General features: G+C 63.3%; 20 protein-coding genes. 8 read left to right on the top strand and 12 right to left on the bottom strand.

The window, feature by feature from the left end; genetic code table 11:
- The first annotated feature begins 42 nt into the window (after positions 1-42).
- Positions 43-414, top strand: coding sequence for a VOC family protein (locus A9K71_RS12130; protein WP_066995247.1), 372 nt, complete (start codon positions 43-45; stop codon positions 412-414).
- Positions 415-615: 201 nt separating this feature from the next.
- Here A9K71_RS12130 and A9K71_RS12125 read toward each other — a convergent pair whose 3' ends face one another.
- The 4 genes from A9K71_RS12125 to A9K71_RS12110 all read right to left on the bottom strand — a co-directional run bounded on the left by A9K71_RS12125 (position 616) and on the right by A9K71_RS12110 (position 4,275).
- The gene (locus A9K71_RS12125) at positions 616-1,098 is read right to left on the bottom strand and encodes a DUF2314 domain-containing protein (RefSeq protein WP_066995245.1); all 483 of its coding nucleotides are present in this window, start codon (positions 1,096-1,098) and stop codon (positions 616-618) included.
- 138 nt (positions 1,099-1,236) lie between these two features.
- The gene (locus A9K71_RS12120; RefSeq protein ID WP_066995242.1) at positions 1,237-2,376 is read right to left on the bottom strand and encodes a GH25 family lysozyme; all 1,140 of its coding nucleotides are present in this window, start codon (positions 2,374-2,376) and stop codon (positions 1,237-1,239) included.
- Between the two features lie 186 nt (positions 2,377-2,562).
- Positions 2,563-3,348 (bottom strand): phosphodiester glycosidase family protein, encoded by a 786-nt coding sequence (locus A9K71_RS12115; protein WP_066995240.1) that lies wholly within the window; start codon positions 3,346-3,348, stop codon positions 2,563-2,565.
- Between the two features lie 54 nt (positions 3,349-3,402).
- A complete protein-coding gene (locus tag A9K71_RS12110) occupies positions 3,403-4,275 on the bottom strand; it encodes an undecaprenyl-diphosphate phosphatase (RefSeq protein ID WP_066995237.1) in 873 nt (290 codons plus the stop codon).
- Positions 4,276-4,462: 187 nt separating this feature from the next.
- On the opposite strand from A9K71_RS12110, the gene A9K71_RS12105 reads away from it, so the two are divergent.
- Positions 4,463-5,374: a hypothetical protein gene (locus A9K71_RS12105; RefSeq protein ID WP_066995234.1), complete on the top strand. Its 912-nt coding sequence runs from the start codon at positions 4,463-4,465 to the stop codon at positions 5,372-5,374.
- A gap of 40 nt (positions 5,375-5,414) precedes the next feature.
- Here A9K71_RS12105 and A9K71_RS12100 read toward each other — a convergent pair whose 3' ends face one another.
- From A9K71_RS12100 to A9K71_RS12090, 3 genes are all read right to left on the bottom strand, one after another.
- Positions 5,415-5,627: a hypothetical protein gene (locus A9K71_RS12100; RefSeq protein WP_066995231.1), complete on the bottom strand. Its 213-nt coding sequence runs from the start codon at positions 5,625-5,627 to the stop codon at positions 5,415-5,417.
- 139 nt (positions 5,628-5,766) lie between these two features.
- Positions 5,767-6,162, bottom strand: a complete 396-nt coding sequence (locus A9K71_RS12095; protein WP_066995228.1) for a GFA family protein — start codon at positions 6,160-6,162, stop codon at positions 5,767-5,769.
- Between the two features lie 130 nt (positions 6,163-6,292).
- A complete protein-coding gene (locus tag A9K71_RS12090) occupies positions 6,293-6,541 on the bottom strand; it encodes a ParB N-terminal domain-containing protein (protein WP_066995224.1) in 249 nt (82 codons plus the stop codon).
- 144 nt (positions 6,542-6,685) lie between these two features.
- On the opposite strand from A9K71_RS12090, the gene A9K71_RS12085 reads away from it, so the two are divergent.
- The 4 genes from A9K71_RS12085 (at position 6,686) to A9K71_RS12065 (ending at position 11,457) form a co-directional block, all read left to right on the top strand.
- Positions 6,686-8,326 carry a N,N-dimethylformamidase beta subunit family domain-containing protein gene (locus A9K71_RS12085; protein WP_066995220.1) on the top strand — a complete coding sequence of 547 codons (1,641 nt, stop codon included), beginning with the start codon at positions 6,686-6,688 and terminating at the stop codon, positions 8,324-8,326.
- 1 nt (position 8,327) lies between these two features.
- Positions 8,328-9,710 (top strand): aspartate aminotransferase family protein, encoded by a 1,383-nt coding sequence (locus A9K71_RS12080; protein WP_066995217.1) that lies wholly within the window; start codon positions 8,328-8,330, stop codon positions 9,708-9,710.
- Between the two features lie 224 nt (positions 9,711-9,934).
- Positions 9,935-10,432 (top strand): GNAT family N-acetyltransferase, encoded by a 498-nt coding sequence (locus tag A9K71_RS12070; RefSeq protein WP_066995212.1) that lies wholly within the window; start codon positions 9,935-9,937, stop codon positions 10,430-10,432.
- Positions 10,429-11,457: a histone deacetylase family protein gene (locus tag A9K71_RS12065; protein ID WP_066995209.1), complete on the top strand. Its 1,029-nt coding sequence runs from the start codon at positions 10,429-10,431 to the stop codon at positions 11,455-11,457. Before A9K71_RS12070 ends, A9K71_RS12065 begins: the two co-directional genes overlap by 4 nt.
- Position 11,458: 1 nt before the next feature.
- On the opposite strand, the gene A9K71_RS12060 is transcribed toward A9K71_RS12065, so the two are convergent.
- The 3 genes from A9K71_RS12060 to A9K71_RS12050 form a co-directional block, all read right to left on the bottom strand.
- Positions 11,459-12,727 (bottom strand): cysteine desulfurase-like protein, encoded by a 1,269-nt coding sequence (locus A9K71_RS12060; RefSeq protein ID WP_066995327.1) that lies wholly within the window; start codon positions 12,725-12,727, stop codon positions 11,459-11,461.
- Between the two features lie 36 nt (positions 12,728-12,763).
- On the bottom strand, positions 12,764-13,831 hold the full coding sequence (locus tag A9K71_RS12055; RefSeq protein WP_066995324.1) for an aldo/keto reductase: 1,068 nt from the start codon (positions 13,829-13,831) through the stop codon (positions 12,764-12,766).
- A 117-nt stretch (positions 13,832-13,948) separates the two neighbouring features.
- A complete protein-coding gene (locus A9K71_RS12050; RefSeq protein WP_066995206.1) occupies positions 13,949-14,467 on the bottom strand; it encodes a hypothetical protein in 519 nt (172 codons plus the stop codon).
- Between the two features lie 329 nt (positions 14,468-14,796).
- Here A9K71_RS12050 and A9K71_RS33010 point away from each other — a divergent pair, with 329 nt between their 5' ends.
- Entirely contained in the window at positions 14,797-14,961 is a 165-nt protein-coding gene (locus tag A9K71_RS33010; RefSeq protein ID WP_082954041.1) for a DUF1127 domain-containing protein, read from the top strand.
- Between the two features lie 51 nt (positions 14,962-15,012).
- On the opposite strand, the gene A9K71_RS12045 is transcribed toward A9K71_RS33010, so the two are convergent.
- On the bottom strand, positions 15,013-15,516 hold the full coding sequence (locus tag A9K71_RS12045; RefSeq protein WP_066995204.1) for a DUF1993 family protein: 504 nt from the start codon (positions 15,514-15,516) through the stop codon (positions 15,013-15,015).
- 144 nt (positions 15,517-15,660) lie between these two features.
- On the opposite strand from A9K71_RS12045, the gene A9K71_RS12040 reads away from it, so the two are divergent.
- Positions 15,661-16,710: a DUF1176 domain-containing protein gene (locus A9K71_RS12040; protein ID WP_066995201.1), complete on the top strand. Its 1,050-nt coding sequence runs from the start codon at positions 15,661-15,663 to the stop codon at positions 16,708-16,710.
- Here A9K71_RS12040 and A9K71_RS12035 read toward each other — a convergent pair whose 3' ends face one another.
- Positions 16,711-17,601: an alpha/beta fold hydrolase gene (locus A9K71_RS12035; protein WP_066995199.1), complete on the bottom strand. Its 891-nt coding sequence runs from the start codon at positions 17,599-17,601 to the stop codon at positions 16,711-16,713.
- Between the last annotated feature and the right edge of the window lie 26 nt (positions 17,602-17,627).

Genomic DNA, 17,627 nt, shown 5'->3' with positions numbered 1-17,627 from the left:
CATCGTGGCCGGCCACACTGGCCTGATTGTCCAAGACCTTCCATGATCGACCACATCACCATCGAAGTGTGCGACCTCGAGAAGAGCAAGCTCTTCTACGAAAAGGCTTTTGCGCCCTTGGGCTACAGCCTCTCCTTCGGCAAGGAGGGCGTGTTCTGGGCCTTCGATGTCGGCAATGGCTGCCTGTTCGAGATCCAGCGCGCCGGCGAGCAGCCGCCGCTCACCCATCTGCACGTTGCCTTCCGGGTGAAGAGCAAGGCGGAGGTCGATGCGTTCTATCGGGCGGCGCTGGAGGCAGGTGCCGCGGACAATGGTGAGCCCGGGCCGCGTCCGGACTACGCGGCGAACTACTACGCCTGCTTCGTGCTCGATCCCGACGGTTACAACATCGAGGCGATGATCAACGAGGGGTAGCGCGCGCCCTCTCCTTCTCCCCTTGTGGGAGAAGGTGGATTGGCGCGCAGCGCCGAGACGGATGAGGGGTGTTCCAGCGGAGTGAGACGCTGCGATCCTGTCGCTGTGCCCAACGTTGGCGAAGGTCTGCGGCAAGCTGGAGCACCCCTCATCCGTCGCCTTCGGCGACACCTTCTCCCACAAGGGGAGAAGGGGAACCACTCAATCCTTGAACGTGATCCCGTATTTCGCCGCCTGTTCCTTCGGCATGTCGGCCAGCGCCTGGCGTACCGTGTAGCCACCATAGACGTCGCTGCCGTTGCGGATCATCCAGTCTTCGACATCGGCCTCGGCAACCGTCATGCGGTCGCCCATCTTGTACTGGTTGCCGTTGACCGGCTTGTCGGCCAGCAATCCGACGAAGCGGCCGTCGCTGAAAGCCACAAGCTGCATCCAGATATGCTCGGTGGCGCCGTTCTGGGTCAGCGGGAACTTGACCGTATAGGTGCCAGGCGTGCGGGCGGCCATCAACTCATGGAAGCGGGGTAGCGTCGAGTGGCCCTTGGCCTTGGCGCCCTGCATCGCCTCGTCGGTGGTTGAATAGGCGACCACATTGGCGTTGGGCGTATTGCTGCGCAGGTGCGAATTGAAAAATCCGTAGCCGACGGCGGCCACCACAGCGGCAGTGACAATCAGTTTGCGCATAGACCCCTCCAAGACGCGATCACGAACACGTTACCGGAAGGCCGTTGCCGCGCCGCTAAGGGAGACGGTGAGTCGATGGTTAGAGAAATCCTGAAATTGCCGTCGATCGCCGCGCCGCGCCGGGTGAAGCATACGGCCTCAATTCGCGTCGGCCACCACCTCGCCGCCGCCCAGCCACCTGCGCCACTGCCGCTCGTCGCCGTGGAAGACATTGAGGTCGATGCGGCCGCTCACGCCATGCGACAGCCCGGAGCCCGAATATTGCCAGAACAGCCAGTTGCGGCCCGGATAGACCTTTGACGGATGGGCGGCCACCGCGCGCAGCCAGAACGGATAGTCGAGAAATGCACCGCGCAGATTGTCGCGATAAAAATCCGGCGACGTGTAGATGATGGGCCGCTGGCCGTAATGGCGCTCCAGCTTGTCCATGAACACCTGCATCTTCTCCAGCACCTTCTGGCGCGAAGGCCGGCGCTTGCAGGAGGACTCGCCGTTCCACTCGACATCGATGACCGGCGGCAGCGCGCCTTGGACCCGCGGCACGTTGCGGATGAACCAGTCGGCCTGCTCGCCGGCGGTGCGGCACCAGTAGAAGAAATGATAGGCGCCGCGCTTCAGCCCGGCGGCATCGGCGCCGCGCCAGTTTTTCATGAACATCGGATCGAGATGGTCGCCGCCGTCGGTCGCCTTGATGTAGGCGAAGTTGGCGCCCTGGGCGCGCAGCTTTTGCCAGTTGATATTGCCCTGCCAGCGCGACACGTCGACGCCATGGACGGCAAGGTGCCTGGGCGAGGCGCGCCCGAAATTGATCGGTTTGGCATCGCGAAAGGCATAGCGGGTAACAGGGCCAGCCAGCATCGCGGGCGCTGCGCGCGACAGCCGCTTCGGCGGCGAGACGAGTGCTGCGGCCTCGACCGGGGGCTCGACCGTATCCGGCAGGTCCGGCGCCGGGAATGCCACCGTCTCTTCCTCGGCCAAGCCAAAGGGACGCGAATTCTCATCCCCTGGACGCGCGTTGTCCTCGTCAACACGAGCATTCTGGTCGCCAGGGAGCGACGCCGGCGGCCTGATGCGCGCGGCGCCCGCCATGGAAACGGTCTCCACCGTCATCGCAGCGTCGGCGGTCTTCACTGCCTTCGTCACCGGCGCGCTCGGCCGCACGACTGAACTGGTCGTCTCGTTCGACGGCATCTGCAAGGCATCGACGCCCGAGGTAGACGAGCAGCCGGCAAGGCAAAGCCCTGCAAGCACGAAACTGACGACGCCAAAAATCCGCATCTTGACCTGTACGCAAAACAAAACAGACCGAGGGCCGGAACAGCGCCGCCGGGAGCCCCATTCCTAATGAGAAATTACCAACAAAGTTTGAATCAAAATTTACCTTTGGTTCGGCGGGGCGATTCGCCAGGCAAGCCGACAATAAAAGCTCCGCCTTTGTTTCCACGCAAACCGCTTCTCGGTTGCTCAGCGCCTGAACACGCCGATCATCGGCCCGAGATTCCAGAAATCGTCGTTGCGGCCAATGGCCGGCGCATAGAGGCTGGAGATCGAGCCGTCGAGGAAGAGCGCGTTGGGACAGCCGAGTTCGTTGCGGAACAGGCGCGCGAATTCGTGGAAAGTCACCACATCGTTCGAGATGGCGAAGACGACGACGCCGTCGCCACGCACGCCGACGCCATCGCGGATTTTTCGCGAAGGGCTGTCGGCCTGGAATTTCGGATGCAGCTTTCCGTCGATCACCAGCATCGGCCCGGACTGGGTGGCATAGTCCACCTTCGGGGAACGCTTCAAATAATCCTTCGTCGCGCGAACGCCGGCCTTGCGGTCGCTAAGATAGAAGATGCCGTTGGGCTGCATCGAGAAATTGCCGGAGCCGGCCCCAATCTTCGCCGACGCGATCTGCTGCCCGCGCTCGACATAGAGACCGACCGGCGCGAGATTGGGATGGTACATGCCGGCATTGATGCCGAAGAGCATGGTGCGTCCGGCGGCCTGCTGGGCGCTTCGAAGATTGTGCAGCGACTGGTAGAGCTTGCCGTCGGGATCCTTCCAGAACAGCTCGATCGAGTAAAGCTTCGGGTCCGTCTCGCAGACGAGATAGGTCGCGGTCTCGAAGGTGTGAGTGCGGCATGGCGGCAGCGCTGCGACCCATTGGCTGAGCCCCAGCCCCGCACCGACCACTGCCGGCACCGCCGATTTCACCAGCGCTGCCAGCAAAGGCAGCGATTGCAGCAGGGTTGCAATGTCCATAGGCGCACCCGAAACAAGGTTCAGGTGCCGGTATAGCGGATTCGGCGAAAGCCTCTAGCTCAGCCAGCCGACGGCGACGCCGATCAGCAGCACGACGCCGAGCAGGCCGCGATAGATGACGAAGGGCCAAGCGGAAAAGCGCTCGAGCACGCGCATCAGTCCCCATATGGCGAAGAAGGCGGAAATCGAGGCGACGACGAGGCCGACCGCCAGGACCGACCAGCCATAAGCGCCGAGGTGAATCTTGTGCAGTTCCCAAAGCTCCTTCAGGCCGGCCAACGCGATGGCCGGCAGGCCGAGCAGGAAGGAGAGCCGCGCCGCCTCCGGGCGGGCATAGCCAAGGCCCAGCGCCGCCGTCAGCGTCGATCCCGAGCGCGACACGCCGGGAATGAGCGCGCCGACCTGGGCCACGCCGACGAGCAAGGCGTCGAGCACGGACACCTTGTCCAGGGTCAGCCTGTGGCGGGCATAGATTTCCGACAGCGCAAGCAGCACAGCCATGGCGATGCAGGCCCAGCCGATCACGGCCAGCCCGCGCAGCGGCGAGTTGCAGGCATTGAGCACGCTGGATAGCGCAAGGCCGGCGATGACGATCGGAACGGTGGCAAGCACGATGCCGATCGCCAGGCGGAAATAGCGGTTGGCATAGTCGCGGCGCGTGAGCGCCGCCAGCGACCCCACCGCGACTTCCCTGACATCGCTCCAGAAATAGCTGATCACCGCGGCAAGGGCCGCGAGTTGCATAGCCGCAGAAAAGGCCGAGCCCGGGTCCTGCCAGCCAAGCACGGCGGGCACGACGCGCATATGCGCCGTCGAAGAGATCGGCAGCAGTTCGGTGATGCCTTGCACGATGCCGAGAAACGCCACCTTGGCGTAGCCCAGGCTGACAAAGCCGGTGTCCAATCCCTGCGTGCAGACGTCCGTCATCCCTGTCCTTTCCCCGGCGAAAAATGAATTGTTATGCGCAAAGCCCCTCAAGGGCAGGCTTAGCCTCATGGTACGGCGAAGCCAATTCACGGATTTGTAAGGTGCCGCTTATCCTGCTTGACAACAGGCGCTTCCATATTATCATGCGCTAATCTTACACTGTAAGGCAGATCGGAGGAGGACTAGCATGTCGACTGCCGCCCTCTCGGAACTGCAGCCGGTCGTCCCGCCGGTGTCGCACCATCCGGAAATCGGGATCGAGGAGGTCTCGCGTGATTTGAGCCGCGCCATCGAGCGCGCAGAGGTCAATGCCTGGCTCGATCTCTACGATGCCGCGCCCACGGAATTCGCCGCGCGGCACGGCTTGTCGATCGCCCGCGACGGCGACCTCGTCTGGACCACCTGCACGACGATCCCGTTCATCCATTTCAACTGCGTGAAGAACATCGGCGTCGACGGCCCGGCCACGGAAGATCAGCTCGATTCGCTGCTGGCGCATTACCGCGCTGCCGGCATCTTGCGGCCGTGGTTCTGCACAAGCCCGCACACCGAGCCTTCCCGGCTGCGCTGCTGGCTGGAAGCGCGCGGGCTCCAGCATCAGAGCGGCTGGGAACGAATTTTTCGCGACGCAACGCCGCTGCCTGCCGAGCCGCTGTTCCCGGCAGACGATCTGTCGGTCGAAGAGGTTACGTCCAAGACCGCTCCCGAATGGGCTTCCTTCATCGATGCGAGGTACAGGCTGCCCACCTCGCCCTGGCTCATGGCCCTGGTCGGCCGCGAGGGCTGGCGTCACTACATGCTGAAACGCGATGGCGCCGTGGCTGCCGTGCGTTCAATGTTCATCTCGGATGGCGCCGCCTGGAGCGGGATCGACGCCCCGGTGCCTGGCATCATGGCGCCGAGCTTCGACCTCGACGCCATGCTTGGCGAAAGGCTGGTCCGCGACGGCATAGCCGCCGGCGCAAGACTGTTCGTCGCCGACATCGAGGCGCCGAGCCCCGAACGCGACGGTCCGGCCTACCGCAACCACGCCCGGCTCGGCTTCAAAATTGCCTATCTCCGCAGTCATTACAGCTATTTGCCGGCGCATTCGAGCTGATCGGAAAGACCTAAAGCGCGTCAGTTCAGCGCGACGCGCTTTAGCGGTACAGCCATTGCTTCAGGCAGCTTCTGGCCACGATATGCGCCGGCGGCAGCACCGGCTGGTCGATGCGGGAATCGTCGGCAGCCCTGTCGCGAGCCTTTTCCAAGAGCAGGCGAAGCTCGGCCGGGCGCACGCGGTCACGCTCCATCACGAGTTGGATCATCGGGTCGTTCAAAAGCTCGTCCAGGGTGTTGCTGCTCTCGCTCATCCGTCACCTCCTCGATGCCTTGCCGCGTGGCGCTTAGATAGGCAGCCAATGATGGCCCGCCAATGACGCTTTGCCGGCTATCTCGTGAATCGAAGATGAAATCTTTGTGCAGGCGTTAACCTTCTCTTGCTGAAGAAGGTTAAGCGGGAGGCGCGCCCTCATATTGCGGCAGGCCGTCATCCAGCTGCAGCCAGGGCTGCTTCGAAGCGGTCCAGAAATGCATGTCGGGCTTGAACGCGGACGGATCATCGAGCGAGCCGGATGTGATGCCGAGAATGCCCCTGGAGTCACGTCGCGAAAACATCGTCGTGCCGCAGGCCGAGCAGAAACCGCGCTTGAGGTCCGGCGAAGAATTGATTGTCGCCACCGGTCCCTGGATCGTGACATCATCGATGCTGAACAGGAGCCGCGCATTGAAGGCGGCGCCGATCGCCTTCTGGCACAGCCGGCAATGGCAGACGCGCTCGTTGATTGGTTCGGCCTCGGCGCGATAGCGCACTGCGCCGCACAGGCATCCGCCCTGGTATTTCGCCATGTCCAAGGATCCGATTGACAGGTAAGGCCGGCACGGTAGCCGCGAACATCGCAGCGTCAATTAAAAAGCATTGATAGGACGCGATCGCTCACGGTGATGCCGGGCCGACACGGCAACAGATAGGATGGCGTCAGTGGCGCCGCGCCTGGACGAGGTAGGCATCGATCTCGGTTTCGCCGAGCCATTTGGCGGCTTCCAGCCGGTGCAGCCCTTCGACCAGGACATGACGCTTGCCGTCGTGGCGCACCTGGATCGGCATCTTCATGCCGTTCTCGAGGATATCCTCGGCAAGATGGCGTACCGTCTCCGGATGCAGCGTCTTGCGCCTCGCCATCGGCACATAGATGTCGTCGACCTTGACCCTTTGCACGCGCAGCATCTTGGCTCCCGGCGTTCAAACATCGCCTGAAGATCAAATAAGCCGTTTGCCGGATAAGGCCAAGCGCCTGCTGGCCCGATCGTTTCCATTTGACGCTTGGCCGCCCTACGGTCTCAATGGCGACCTCTTGATTTCGGTTTTTCCATGACGCAACGGCCCGCCGACTTTCCCGATTTCGGACTGACGCCCGAGCAGCGCCGGGAGGCGGTGCGCGGGCATTATTACGAGTGGCCCGGCATGGATGGCTCGAGCGGCGAGATCTGGTGCTACAGCGACCGCTTTTCCTATCGTCCGGGCGAGACGGTGACGCTTTTCGTCAGCTCGACGGCCCCGCAATTCAGAATTGTCATCGTCCGCCACGGCGGCGATGAAACCAAGGTCTTCGATGGGTCGGGACTGTCGGCGCGCTGGCAGGAAACGCCCGAGCAATGTTCGGTCGACGGCTGCGGCTGGGAAGCCTCGTTCGAATTCCGCATCGGCGATGACTGGCCGTCGGGAGCTTACCGTGTCAGGCTTTCGGCTGAAGGGCCAGACGGCACGCCGATCGAGAGCCACCACCTCTTCATCGTCGCGCCCCTGCCCGGCCGCAAGCCTGGTCGCCTGCTGCAGATCGCCGCGACCGGCACCTGGCTCGCCTATAACACCTGGGGCGGCTCCAACCACTATCAGGGCATCACCGGCCCGAACCGCGACCAATATGCCACGATGGTCTCCACGCAGCGCCCTTGGTGCCGCGGCTTCGTCGTGCTGCCCAAGGATGCACCGCGCGTGCCGCTGGAAGTCGCTGTGCCGCCGAAGACCGTGCCGCGTTATCCGCATATGGAATGGGCCTTTGCCACGGGACATTCGAAGAAATACGCGTCTTCCGGCTGGGCAAGCTACGACAGCCATTTCTTCCGCTTTGCCGAACGCGCCGGATATCAGGTCGACCTCGCCAGCCAGCACGAGCTGCACTTCTCGCCGGAAATCCTCGACGGCTATGATTGCGTCGTCTTCGTCGGCCACGACGAATACTGGACCTGGGAGATGCGCGACGCGGTGGACGCTTATGTCGAGCGCGGCGGCCACGCGGCGCGCTTCGCCGGCAATTTCATGTGGCAGACCAGGCTGGAGGACGAGGGCCGACGCCAGGTTTGCTACAAATACCGGGCACGGGCCGAAGACCCGGCCTATCGCGGCGGCGACATCACCCGCGCCACCAATTCCTGGGAAGCACCGGAGATCGGCCGTCCGGGCAGCGCTACCTTCGGCCTCAACGCGACGCGTGGCGTCTATGCCGGCTGGGGCGGCTGCGCGCCGCGCGGCGTGCGCGGCTTCCCGGTCTACCGCCCCGAGCACTGGGCCTTCGCCGGCACCGGCATCTATTATGGCGACCTGCTTGGCGCCGACAGCCATGTCTATGGCTATGAGGTCGACGGGCTCCATTTCGAGATACGCGGCGGCCTGCCCTACCCGACTGCGGAGAGCGGCGCTCCGGACGGCTTGCAGGTGCTGGCCGTCGGCCTGGCGAGCCAGGTCGAGGAAAGCGCCGACATTCCGATCGAAGACCAGTTCCTCACCGACGAGGACGGCCGCTTCACCGCCGAGACTTTGTTCGGCGAGGCCAGCGACGCCAATCTCGACAAGGTCAAGCGCGGCAACGGCATGATCGTCAATTTCCCGCGCGGCAAGGGCGAAGTCTTCCACGCCGGAAGCTGCGAATGGGTCGCCGGCCTGCTAAGGCAGGACGCGATGGTCGAACGCGTCACCAAGAATGTTCTCGACCGCTATCTCGGAAAGTCCTGATATGCCGACACCGGAAGTGCAGCCCTCGCCTGAAGCCGAAGCGCGGCCGCCGTCGCATTTGTTCTATCTCTCCAGCCTGCGCCGGCCACTCGTCGACCGCGCCGAGGGCATCTATTTCTGGACCAAGGACGGCCGCCGCTTCATCGACGGTTCAAGCGGACCGATGGTCGCCAATATCGGCCATTCCAACCGCAACGTGCTCGACGCCATGAAGCGGCAGATGGACAAGACCACCTTCGCCTATCGGCTTCATTTCGAGAACGAACCGGCGGAAGAACTGGCGCGGGCACTGTCTCACAAGCTGCCCGAAGGCATGGACCGCATCTTCTTCGTCTCGGGCGGCTCGGAAGCGACCGAATCCTGCATCAAACTCGCCCGGCAATGGGCGGTCGCCACCGGTCAGCCGAAGCGCTGGAAGGTGATCACCCGCTTCCCGTCCTATCACGGTGGCACGCTGGGTTCGCTCGCCATCACCGGCGACGACGCGCTTGCCGAGACATTTACGCCGCTGATGCGGGTGATGCCGACGGTGCCGGCGCCGGCCGCCTGGCGCGATCGCGACAACCTCTCGATGGAGCAGCGCGGCATCCGCTATGCCGACATGCTCGAAGACAAGATACAGGCCGAGGGCCCGGAAAGCGTGCTCGCCTTCATCATGGAACCCGTCGGCGGCGCGGCGACGGCAGCCCTTGTCGCGCCCGACAGCTACTATCCGCGCATCCGCGAGATATGCGACCGCTACGGCATCCTGCTCATCCATGACGAGGTGATGAGCGGTGCCGGCCGCACCGGCAAATTTTTGGGCGGCGACCATTGGAACTGCAAGCCGGACATCGTCGCGCTGTCGAAAGGGCTGGGCTCCGGCTATGCGCCGCTCGGCGCGCTGGCTGCTCCCATGCGACTGGTCGAGCCGCTGCTCGCCTCCGGCGGCTTCCAGCACGGCCACACCTATGCCGGCAATCCGCTTGCCTGTGCGGCAGGCCTTGCGGTGCTGAGCGAAATGGACCGGCTAGATCTCATCGCCAACGCCGCCACCATGGAGGATGTGCTGATCGCAGAATTGAAGGCGTTGCAGAAGCGTTTCCCTTTCATCGCCGACGTGCGCGGCAAGGGCTTGCTGCTCGGCGCCGAGATGGTCGCCGATCCGGAGGCGCTGACGCCGATCGCGCCGGCGAAAAAGGCAACGCAGCGCCTGCTCGACCACGCCTATGCGCGCGGCCTGATCATCTATGGCCGCAAGGTCAAGGGGGGCGTCGACGGCGACAATTTCATGGTGGCGCCGCCGATGATCATCACGCGCGAGCAGATCGGCGAGATGATCGCAATCATCGGCGACTCGCTCGAGGCGCTGGCGGAGGAACTCGACCTGCCGGTGGCAGGCTGAGGGTGAAATGGCGCTTTGAGACGTCCTGAGATGTTCGCGATCCTTCGCACCCGCCTCTGGCCTGCCGGCCATCTCCCCCGCAACGGGGGAGATCCGATGTCCCTGTCGCTTTCGCCAATCGCCGACGTTGCAGGAACAGCGCGGTCGGTGCACCTGCTGATCTCCCTCGTTGCGGGGGAGATGTCCGGCGGGACAGAGGGGGGTGCCCGGGCGCCGTATTTGTCGTGAGCACAGTTATCCTCCGCCCCGGCCAAATCGAGGATGCCGAGACCATCCATGCCGCCTTGCTGCGCCTCGGCACCCACATCGGCGCGCATCAGGACATCACCTCGACACCGGATGACCTCCGCCGCTACGGCTTCGGCGCAAACCCCGCCTTTTCGACCTTGGTCGCCGAGGTCGACGGCGAATTCGCCGGGCTTTGCCTGCACTTCCCAATCTTTTCGACCTGGATGGGCCGGCCCGGGGTCTTTGTGCAGGACCTCTATGTCGAGGACCGCTTTCGCGGCCGCCGCATCGGTGAGAAGCTGTTGCGGCGCGTGGCCAAGGAGTGTCGCACTGCAGGCGGCGTCTATCTCAGGCTCTCCGTCGACACCGATAACGAGACCGCCAAGACCTTCTATGAAAAGCTCGGTATCGGCTGGTCGAGCTACGAGCAGGTGCAGAAGATTGTCGGCGAGGCCTTTTTTGCCTTTGCCGACGCGCCGGAGGACGAACGATGAAAGCCTTCTATGCCGAGGAACAGAAGCGCCATGACCCGAAGGCCTTCCTTTCCAGCGGCGCGCCGCAACCCAATCCGGAAAAGCCGGAACGGGTCGAGAGATTGCTAGCCGGCGCAAGATCGGCCGGTGTGACGATCGAACGGCCGAACGACCATGGCCTTGGGCCGATCGCCGCCGTGCATACGCCCGAATATCTCGACTTTCTCGAGCACATCTTCGCGCGCTGGCAACGCATCGAAGGCGCCTCGGCTGAGGTCATCCCGAACATCCATCCAATCGGCCGCGGCGGCTCCTACCCGGCCTCGGCGGTCGGCCAGGCCGGCTATCATATGGCCGACACCGCCTGCCCGATCTCGGTAGAGACCTGGAACAGTGCGCTCTGGAGCGCCTGGAGCGCGGTGGAAACCGCCGAAGCCGTGATGGCCGGCGCGACGGCGGCCTACGCGCTCTGCCGCCCGCCCGGCCATCACGCCTTTGCCGACGTGGCGGGCGGCTTCTGCTTCATCAACAATTCGGCGGTCGCCGCGCAGGTGCTGAGAAAGGACGCGGGACGTGTCGCCATACTCGATGTCGACCTGCATCACGGCAACGGCACGCAGGGAATCTTTTACGCCCGACCGGATGTTTTGACCGTCTCGCTGCATGCCGATCCGGTGCGCTTCTATCCCTTCTTCTGGGGCCATGCCGACGAGCGCGGCGAAGGGGCGGGCCTCGGCTACAACCTCAACCTGCCACTGCCGCGCAAATCCGGCGACGCGGCCTTTCTGGAAGGGTTGGAAACAGCCTTCCGGCGCATCCGTGCCTTCGCGCCGGAAGCGCTGGTTGTCGCGCTCGGGCTCGACGCATTCGAAGGCGATCCGTTCGGAGGCCTTTCGGTGACGACGCCCGGCTTCGCGCGCATCGGCGAGGCGATCGCCGGCCTTGGCCTGCCGACGGTCATCGTCCAGGAGGGCGGCTACCTCTGCGATGCGCTCGCCGACAACCTCACCGCTTTCCTGACCGGCTTTGGCGGGAAGAAAGGATAGTTCAGGCGCGCTGCTGCCTCAGCATTGCAATGACGCGATGGGCGCTTTCCAGCGTCTCGTCGATCTCTGCGGTCGTGTTGTAATGCGCGATGCCGATGCGCACGACGCCCTGCTCCGGCGGAATGCCGAGTTGGTGGACGATCTCCCATGCATAGTTGTGGCCGGACCACAGGAAGATGTTTTCGGCATTCATCTGTCGCACGATCGTTTCCGGCGCGATGCCCTCTACCGTGAAGGAAATTGTCGGCACGCGATCGCCGAAACGTTCCGGGTCGGTGATGCCGCGAATGGTCATGCCATCGATGGCCGACAGGCCCTCGATCAACTGCCGGGCGAGCGCGTTCTCGTAAGCGATCGACACTTCGAAGGCCTTCGCTATCCGCTGCCGCCGCGAACCGCCTTCGCCGTCTGCGGCGCCGAGATCGGCGAAGTAGTCGACCGCTGCGGTCAATCCAGCCATCAGCTCGATCTGCGGCGTGCCAAGCTCGAACCTTTCCGGCAGGTGGTTGGACGAGCAGCGGCATTTGTAGGGTTTCAGCGCATCGATGACGTCGCGGCGGCCCCACAATATACCCATATGCGGCCCGAAGAATTTATAGGCCGAGCAGACCAGGAAATCGCAGCCCAGCGCCTGAACGTCGATCAGCCCGTGCGGCGCGACTTGCACCGCGTCGACATAGACCAGCGCCCCGGCCTGCTTGGCGAGTGCCGTCAGCTCGCTGACGCGGTTGATCGAGCCGGTGAGGTTCGAGGCATAGTTCAGCGCCACAAGCCGCGTCTTTTCCGAAAGCAGCGCCTCCAGCCCCGCTTCCTCGACCTGCCAGCTTTTCTCGTCGAAGGGCAGGAAACGCACGACAAGGCCGAGATCCTCTGCAAGCTGCAGCCAGGGCGAGACATTGCCCTCGTGGTCCATGCGGGTGAGGATGATCTCGTCGCCCGGCTTCATCGTCCGGCCGAGTGTGCGCGACATGTGGTAGGTCAGCGTCGTCATATTGGCGCCGATGATGATTTCTTCGACGCTCGCCGCACCGAGAAAATCGGCCATCGCCGCATGCGCATCGTCGACCACCTGCTGCGCCGCGACCGTCGTTTCGAAGAAGCCGCCGAGGTTGGCGTTTGTCGTTAGCAGGCAGCGCGAGACCGCATCCGCCACCGCCTGCGGCACCTGGGTTCCGGCGGGATTGTCGAGATAGATGCGACGGCGGCCCTTGTCGGTCAGCGAAAGTGCTGGAAACCGTCCGCGCACGAGCTCGATCGGAAAATCTGCCATCGCCTCCATCCCTTCGTCCTTCTCAATGATTTCCAGTCACGGGCAAGGGTTGCCGACGCGCTGGTGGATGGCATCGACCGCCTTCTGCATCTCCTCCGTCCAGCGGACCTCGACCGAAGACAGCGCCATGTCGAGCTGCGCGACGCTGGTGGCGCCGACGATGTTCGCGGTTACAAAAGGCCGGCTCGTCACATAGGCGTTGGCGAAGAGCGCCGGCTCCATGCCGAAGGAGCGCGCCAGCTCACTGTATTGGAGCAGCACTTCCGCCGCATTCGGCGTCTCGTAGCGCTGGCCGCGATTGAAGAGCTGCGTGCGCGAGCCTTGCGGCCGGGCGCCGTGATCATATTTGCCAGTGAGGTAGCCCTGCGCCAGCGGAGAATAAGGTAGAAACGCGACCTCTTCGCGTTGGCAGACTTCGGCCAGGTTCACCTCGAAGGTGCGGTTGACGAGATTGTAGGCGTTCTGCAGCGAGGCGACGCGCGGGCCGACGCCCTTGTCGGACTCGGCAAGGAAACGCATGACGCCCCACGAGCTTTCGTTCGACAGGCCTAAATGGCGGATTTTTCCCGCCTTCACCAGTTCCTCGAAGACAGCGAGCGTCTCGGCGATCGGCGTCTCGTCCGCCGGCGCTCCGACAGCATCGGCCCGCCGCGCTACCGCCCCGACCCGCGTCGGGTTCGAACCCCAGGGAATGTCCCGGTCCGGCCAATGGATCTGGTAGAGATCGATATAATCGGTACGGAGCTTGGCGAGCGACTTCTCGACCGCATCGAAAATGTCGGCGCGCACAAGCTTCGATGGCCGGTCGCCGCGAAACCAGGCGTTGGCCGTGCGGCCGACCACTTTCGAGGCGATGATGACCTTGTCGCGGTTGCCCTTGGTCTTCATCCAACTGCCGATGATCCTCTCGGTCCACCCTTGCGTCTCGGCTTTGGGCGGGATCGGGTAAAGCTCGGCGGTGTCGATGAAATTCACGCCGCGCGAGAAGGCCAGATCCATCTGGGCATGGCCTTCGGCCTCTGTGTTCTGCTGGCCCCAGGTCATCGAACCGAGGCAGATTTGCGAAACAAGGAGGTCTGTCCGACCGAGGCGGCGTTTTTGCATGAAATGTCTCCGGCGGGAGGTGGCGCGCGGCTGCGCGGGGAGGAATTCAAGCATAAGGCATAGGCCGGATTTTCTCCAAGCCGGTCCTGGCGACTTTTGCGTGAATTCGGAAACCGGTTAGCGTCGTGCCGCGGCCAGCGCGCGCCGCTTGGCCTCGTCGATCAGCATGTTGGCCACTTGCATGCGGATCATGGCGCGCTGACGCAGATGCGGGGCGACACGGTCCGGATGGTTGGCGAAGGCGAAGTTGCGGCGAATGCGGCCGAAATCGGTATCCTTCGCAGGGCGATCGAGGCCGAGCTCGCCGGCAATCGATTCAGGGTCGATCGGCGCCAGCTCTTCCTCAGGGCGATGCTCTTCCTCAGCGAGAGCCAGCTTGGCCTGGTCGAGAAGCGCGGCGAACTCGGCGGCAAGGTCGGCGCCCGCTTCGCGGTACTCGGCGGCGACGCTTTCGCCGGCGACCTTGATGCGGCCGGAGTGAAGCTCGTCCGCCACCGACAGATAGTCGAATGGAATCGAGGGCCGGGCGCCCCCGTCTTCGCCCTCCTCGGAAGCGATGATGAGGTCGTCGAGCAACGAAGCGAAATCCAGCTTGTTCCCGGTGCCGATCTCAGCCTCCTCCTGTCGCAACGGCATTCATTGTTGCCGTCGACCATAGATCGCTGTCGTTAAAAATGAATGCCGACGACATTAACGATTGCGGGTGCTTGCAGCTGCAGACGCCGGCCGGAAAGATCAAAGCCGCGCTGCATTTGATACCGACCGGCAGGTCGCCAGAGTGGCGAGGAAAAAGCCCACCCGCCAGGACCGTGCCGTACGGTCGAGTTTCCGCAAAAGTTTCAGAAGAGAAGCGATTTTGGCGGAAAAAATTCACCAGGCATGGCTGCCATGCGCTTGCTGCACTGCACAATTGTAACAAATCACCTATATTCTCGGCGTGTGGAGGACAAACAAGGGGCTGGAATATGGGGTTCTTCACCGAAATGTTCGCGCGGCCGCGGCCGCAGGAACAACAGCGTTACCGATCGGCGCTCGCGCTGCTGAACGCGATGAGCAACGCCGACCGCGCCGATATCGGCATCAAGCCGGCCGACTTTCCGCGTATCGCCCGCGAGATGTCGATACGCTGATTCAACGATGAAAAAGAGGGTTCTCGGCCGCGCCGGGAAACCTCTCCGTGTTCAGCGTCCCAGGAAAATCGACTTGCCCAGCGGCACGCCATTGTGCCGCAGGATGTCGTATGCCGTGGTGATGTGGAAGTAGAAGTTCGGCATGGCTGCGTTGAGCAGATATTGCAGTCCGGCCATTGAGACCTCGCGTCCGGCAAGCCTCAATTCGATCGTCCGCTCTTCCGACCCGTCCAGATCGGCGGCCGAGAATGTCGCCAGATGATCGAGCGTCTTGGCGATTCGGGCGTGCAGCTCTTCGAAAGTGGACTCCTTGTCCTCGTATTTCGGCACTTCGCGGCCGGCGAGTCGCGACGGCGCGCCCTTGGCATGATCGGTGGCGATCTGCACCTGCCGGGTCAGCGCGAACATGTCGGGCGCCAGCCTCGCGGTCAGAAACACCTGCGGGTCGATCTTGCGGTCGGCGGCGTTCTGTTCGGCCAGTGACAGCACGCTGGCCAGCGCCTTCAGCCGGGCCGAAAAGACGGCCACCGAAATATCGTACATGGATATGGTCACGTGAGTTATCTCCCCAGGCGGCGTCAGCGCCGCGGGCCGTGAGCTAGCGCTTCCCGGCTCGATTCTTCAAGCAGCCCTGCGCCCCCGTCACCGCCTCGCCGCAATCGCGGTGGTAGTATTTTCGTTATCGAGCGGAGATTCCCGATGAGACCTGCCATTATCGCAGCGACTGCCTTGTTCTCCCTTGCGGGCATCGGCCGGTCGGCGCTTGCAGCCGAAGCCGCTTATATCGACGACCGGTCCAGTGCCGAGGCTGTTGTCCGTTCGCTCTACAGCGCGATCAACCGGCATGAATTCGCCCGCGCCTGGGGTTATTTCGGCGACACCAAGCCGGCAAAAGATTTCGACGCCTTCGTTAAAGGCTACGACAGCACCGACACGGTCGAGGTCAAGACCGGCGCGGTATCGGACGAAGGTGCTGCCGGCAGCATCTACTACAGCGTCCCTGTCGCCATCCAGGCCACCGACAAGAAGGGCGAAGCCAAGATCTTTGCCGGCTGCTACACGCTTCGCCAGGTCAACGCGCAGATCCAGGAACCGCCGTTCCAGCCGATCTTTATCGACAAGGGCGCCCTGAAGCCGTCGACTTCGGATTTCCAGGATGCCGTGCCGACAAGCTGCGGCGACGGCCCGCCGCCGCCTAAGAAGGACGAGGCGCTGGAACAGGCCAGGAAGTCGTTCCTCGCCGCCTATGGCGAGCAGTGCGACAAGGAGAACCCGGAAGGCAAGCCGGCCGGCGAGCCGGACGCATACTCGATCCATTACAAGGACAAGGACGCTGGAGCCGACGAGCCGGAGCGCGAGACGCGGCTCTTCCGCTTCTTCTGCTCGATGGCCGCCTACAATGAAAGCGCGGTCTATTACATCTATGACGATGTGTCCGGCGTCCGGCAGTTGCAGTTCGCCGCGCCGGAACTCGACATCCGTTACGAGAACAACAACAGTGAAGGCAAGGTCGAGGGCATCCACATCATCGGCTTCCAGACCGACGACCAGCTGGTCAATTCCGAATATGACGACAAGACCAAGACGATCACCTCGATGAACAAATGGCGCGGCGTCGGCGACGCTTCATCGACCGGCACCTATCTGTTCCGCCACGGCAATTTCTCGCTGGTGCAGTATGATGTCGATGCGTCCTACGACGGCGAGATCAATCCCGAGACCGTCCTGGACTACAACACGCCGCCTTGATCAGGGCGCTTTCGTCAGCATCCAGTTGAGTGTGCCGCGCCAATCGACCATGCGGATCGGCGTCCCATGCGTGCCGGTCTCGAACCGCACGAAGCGGGTCGGATAGCTCTTCGATTTGGCGAGGATCGAGCGGAAGAAGGTTTCCTGCTTCTCAACCTGGAAAACCACGTCACGGCTGCCCTGGCCGAAGAACACCGGCACCCGACGCTTGAACGCCGGGCTGGTCAAGAAGCTTTGGTCCCAGAGCGAGCCGAGCAGCAGCAGCCCACTGACGCGGGCGCCAGTATCCTTGCGGTCGGCCAGCTTCCAGCAGAGAATGCCGCCCATCGAGCCGCAGGCGACGAAGATTTTCGCGCCGGGCGATGTCTCTGCATAGTGGTCGATCAAAGCCGCGACTTGGGCGGCGCCCTTGTCGCCGAAATCGGGAAAGTCCGGCGAAAGATAAAGACCGCCATTTTCGGCCATCAGATTCTTCAGGCGGTTGAAATTGCCGCCAAAGGTGAAGTCGTCGACGCCCTGCTTGCGGCTGCCGCCCTGCCCGTGCAGATAAAGCACGATGATGGCGGCACCTTGCGTCTTGCCGACTGCGACATGCCGGACATCGCCGACATCGGTCTTCAGCATCAAATCCTGCTGCATCTTGCGCACGCCGGGGTCGATATATTGGGCATGCACACGCCTTTCAGGCACCTCGTCGCGCTGATTGATGTCGCGCATCTCGCGATAGTCGAGCACCGTATAGGCACCGTTGTCGCCGCTCGACAGCGTCGCCGGATAAGCGAAAAGCTCGTCCTTGAAGGGTTTCAGCGACAACGTCTGGCCCTCGGCGGCAGAGAGCGAAAAAGCTGTTGCGGCGAGCAAAGTGAGGAAAGTTCGGCAGCGCAAAGACATTCCGAAGCCATGCGAAATTCGGCTTC

This window comes from Mesorhizobium sp. WSM3873 (assembly GCF_001672445.1).
Classification (GTDB): Bacteria; Pseudomonadota; Alphaproteobacteria; order Rhizobiales; family Rhizobiaceae; genus Mesorhizobium.
The sequence above is the reverse complement of the archived record's forward strand: the minus strand, read 5'-3'. Positions and strand labels throughout refer to the sequence as shown.

Coding starts and splice junctions, on each gene's coding strand:
- A9K71_RS12125 (WP_066995245.1), bottom strand. CDS start 1,098: ATGCGCAAACTGATTGTCACTGCCGCTGTGGTGGCCGCCGTCGGCTAC.
- A9K71_RS12110 (WP_066995237.1), bottom strand. CDS start 4,275: ATGACGGACGTCTGCACGCAGGGATTGGACACCGGCTTTGTCAGCCTG.
- A9K71_RS12130 (WP_066995247.1), top strand. CDS start 43: ATGATCGACCACATCACCATCGAAGTGTGCGACCTCGAGAAGAGCAAG.
- A9K71_RS12040 (WP_066995201.1), top strand. CDS start 15,661: ATGAGACCTGCCATTATCGCAGCGACTGCCTTGTTCTCCCTTGCGGGC.
- A9K71_RS12035 (WP_066995199.1), bottom strand. CDS start 17,601: ATGTCTTTGCGCTGCCGAACTTTCCTCACTTTGCTCGCCGCAACAGCT.
- A9K71_RS12095 (WP_066995228.1), bottom strand. CDS start 6,162: ATGGCGAAATACCAGGGCGGATGCCTGTGCGGCGCAGTGCGCTATCGC.
- A9K71_RS12120 (WP_066995242.1), bottom strand. CDS start 2,376: ATGCGGATTTTTGGCGTCGTCAGTTTCGTGCTTGCAGGGCTTTGCCTT.
- A9K71_RS12055 (WP_066995324.1), bottom strand. CDS start 13,831: ATGCAAAAACGCCGCCTCGGTCGGACAGACCTCCTTGTTTCGCAAATC.
- A9K71_RS12115 (WP_066995240.1), bottom strand. CDS start 3,348: ATGGACATTGCAACCCTGCTGCAATCGCTGCCTTTGCTGGCAGCGCTG.
- A9K71_RS12060 (WP_066995327.1), bottom strand. CDS start 12,727: ATGGCAGATTTTCCGATCGAGCTCGTGCGCGGACGGTTTCCAGCACTT.
- A9K71_RS12050 (WP_066995206.1), bottom strand. CDS start 14,467: ATGCCGTTGCGACAGGAGGAGGCTGAGATCGGCACCGGGAACAAGCTG.
- A9K71_RS12080 (WP_066995217.1), top strand. CDS start 8,328: ATGCCGACACCGGAAGTGCAGCCCTCGCCTGAAGCCGAAGCGCGGCCG.
- A9K71_RS12100 (WP_066995231.1), bottom strand. CDS start 5,627: ATGAGCGAGAGCAGCAACACCCTGGACGAGCTTTTGAACGACCCGATG.
- A9K71_RS33010 (WP_082954041.1), top strand. CDS start 14,797: ATGGGGTTCTTCACCGAAATGTTCGCGCGGCCGCGGCCGCAGGAACAA.
- A9K71_RS12090 (WP_066995224.1), bottom strand. CDS start 6,541: ATGCTGCGCGTGCAAAGGGTCAAGGTCGACGACATCTATGTGCCGATG.
- A9K71_RS12105 (WP_066995234.1), top strand. CDS start 4,463: ATGTCGACTGCCGCCCTCTCGGAACTGCAGCCGGTCGTCCCGCCGGTG.
- A9K71_RS12065 (WP_066995209.1), top strand. CDS start 10,429: ATGAAAGCCTTCTATGCCGAGGAACAGAAGCGCCATGACCCGAAGGCC.
- A9K71_RS12085 (WP_066995220.1), top strand. CDS start 6,686: ATGACGCAACGGCCCGCCGACTTTCCCGATTTCGGACTGACGCCCGAG.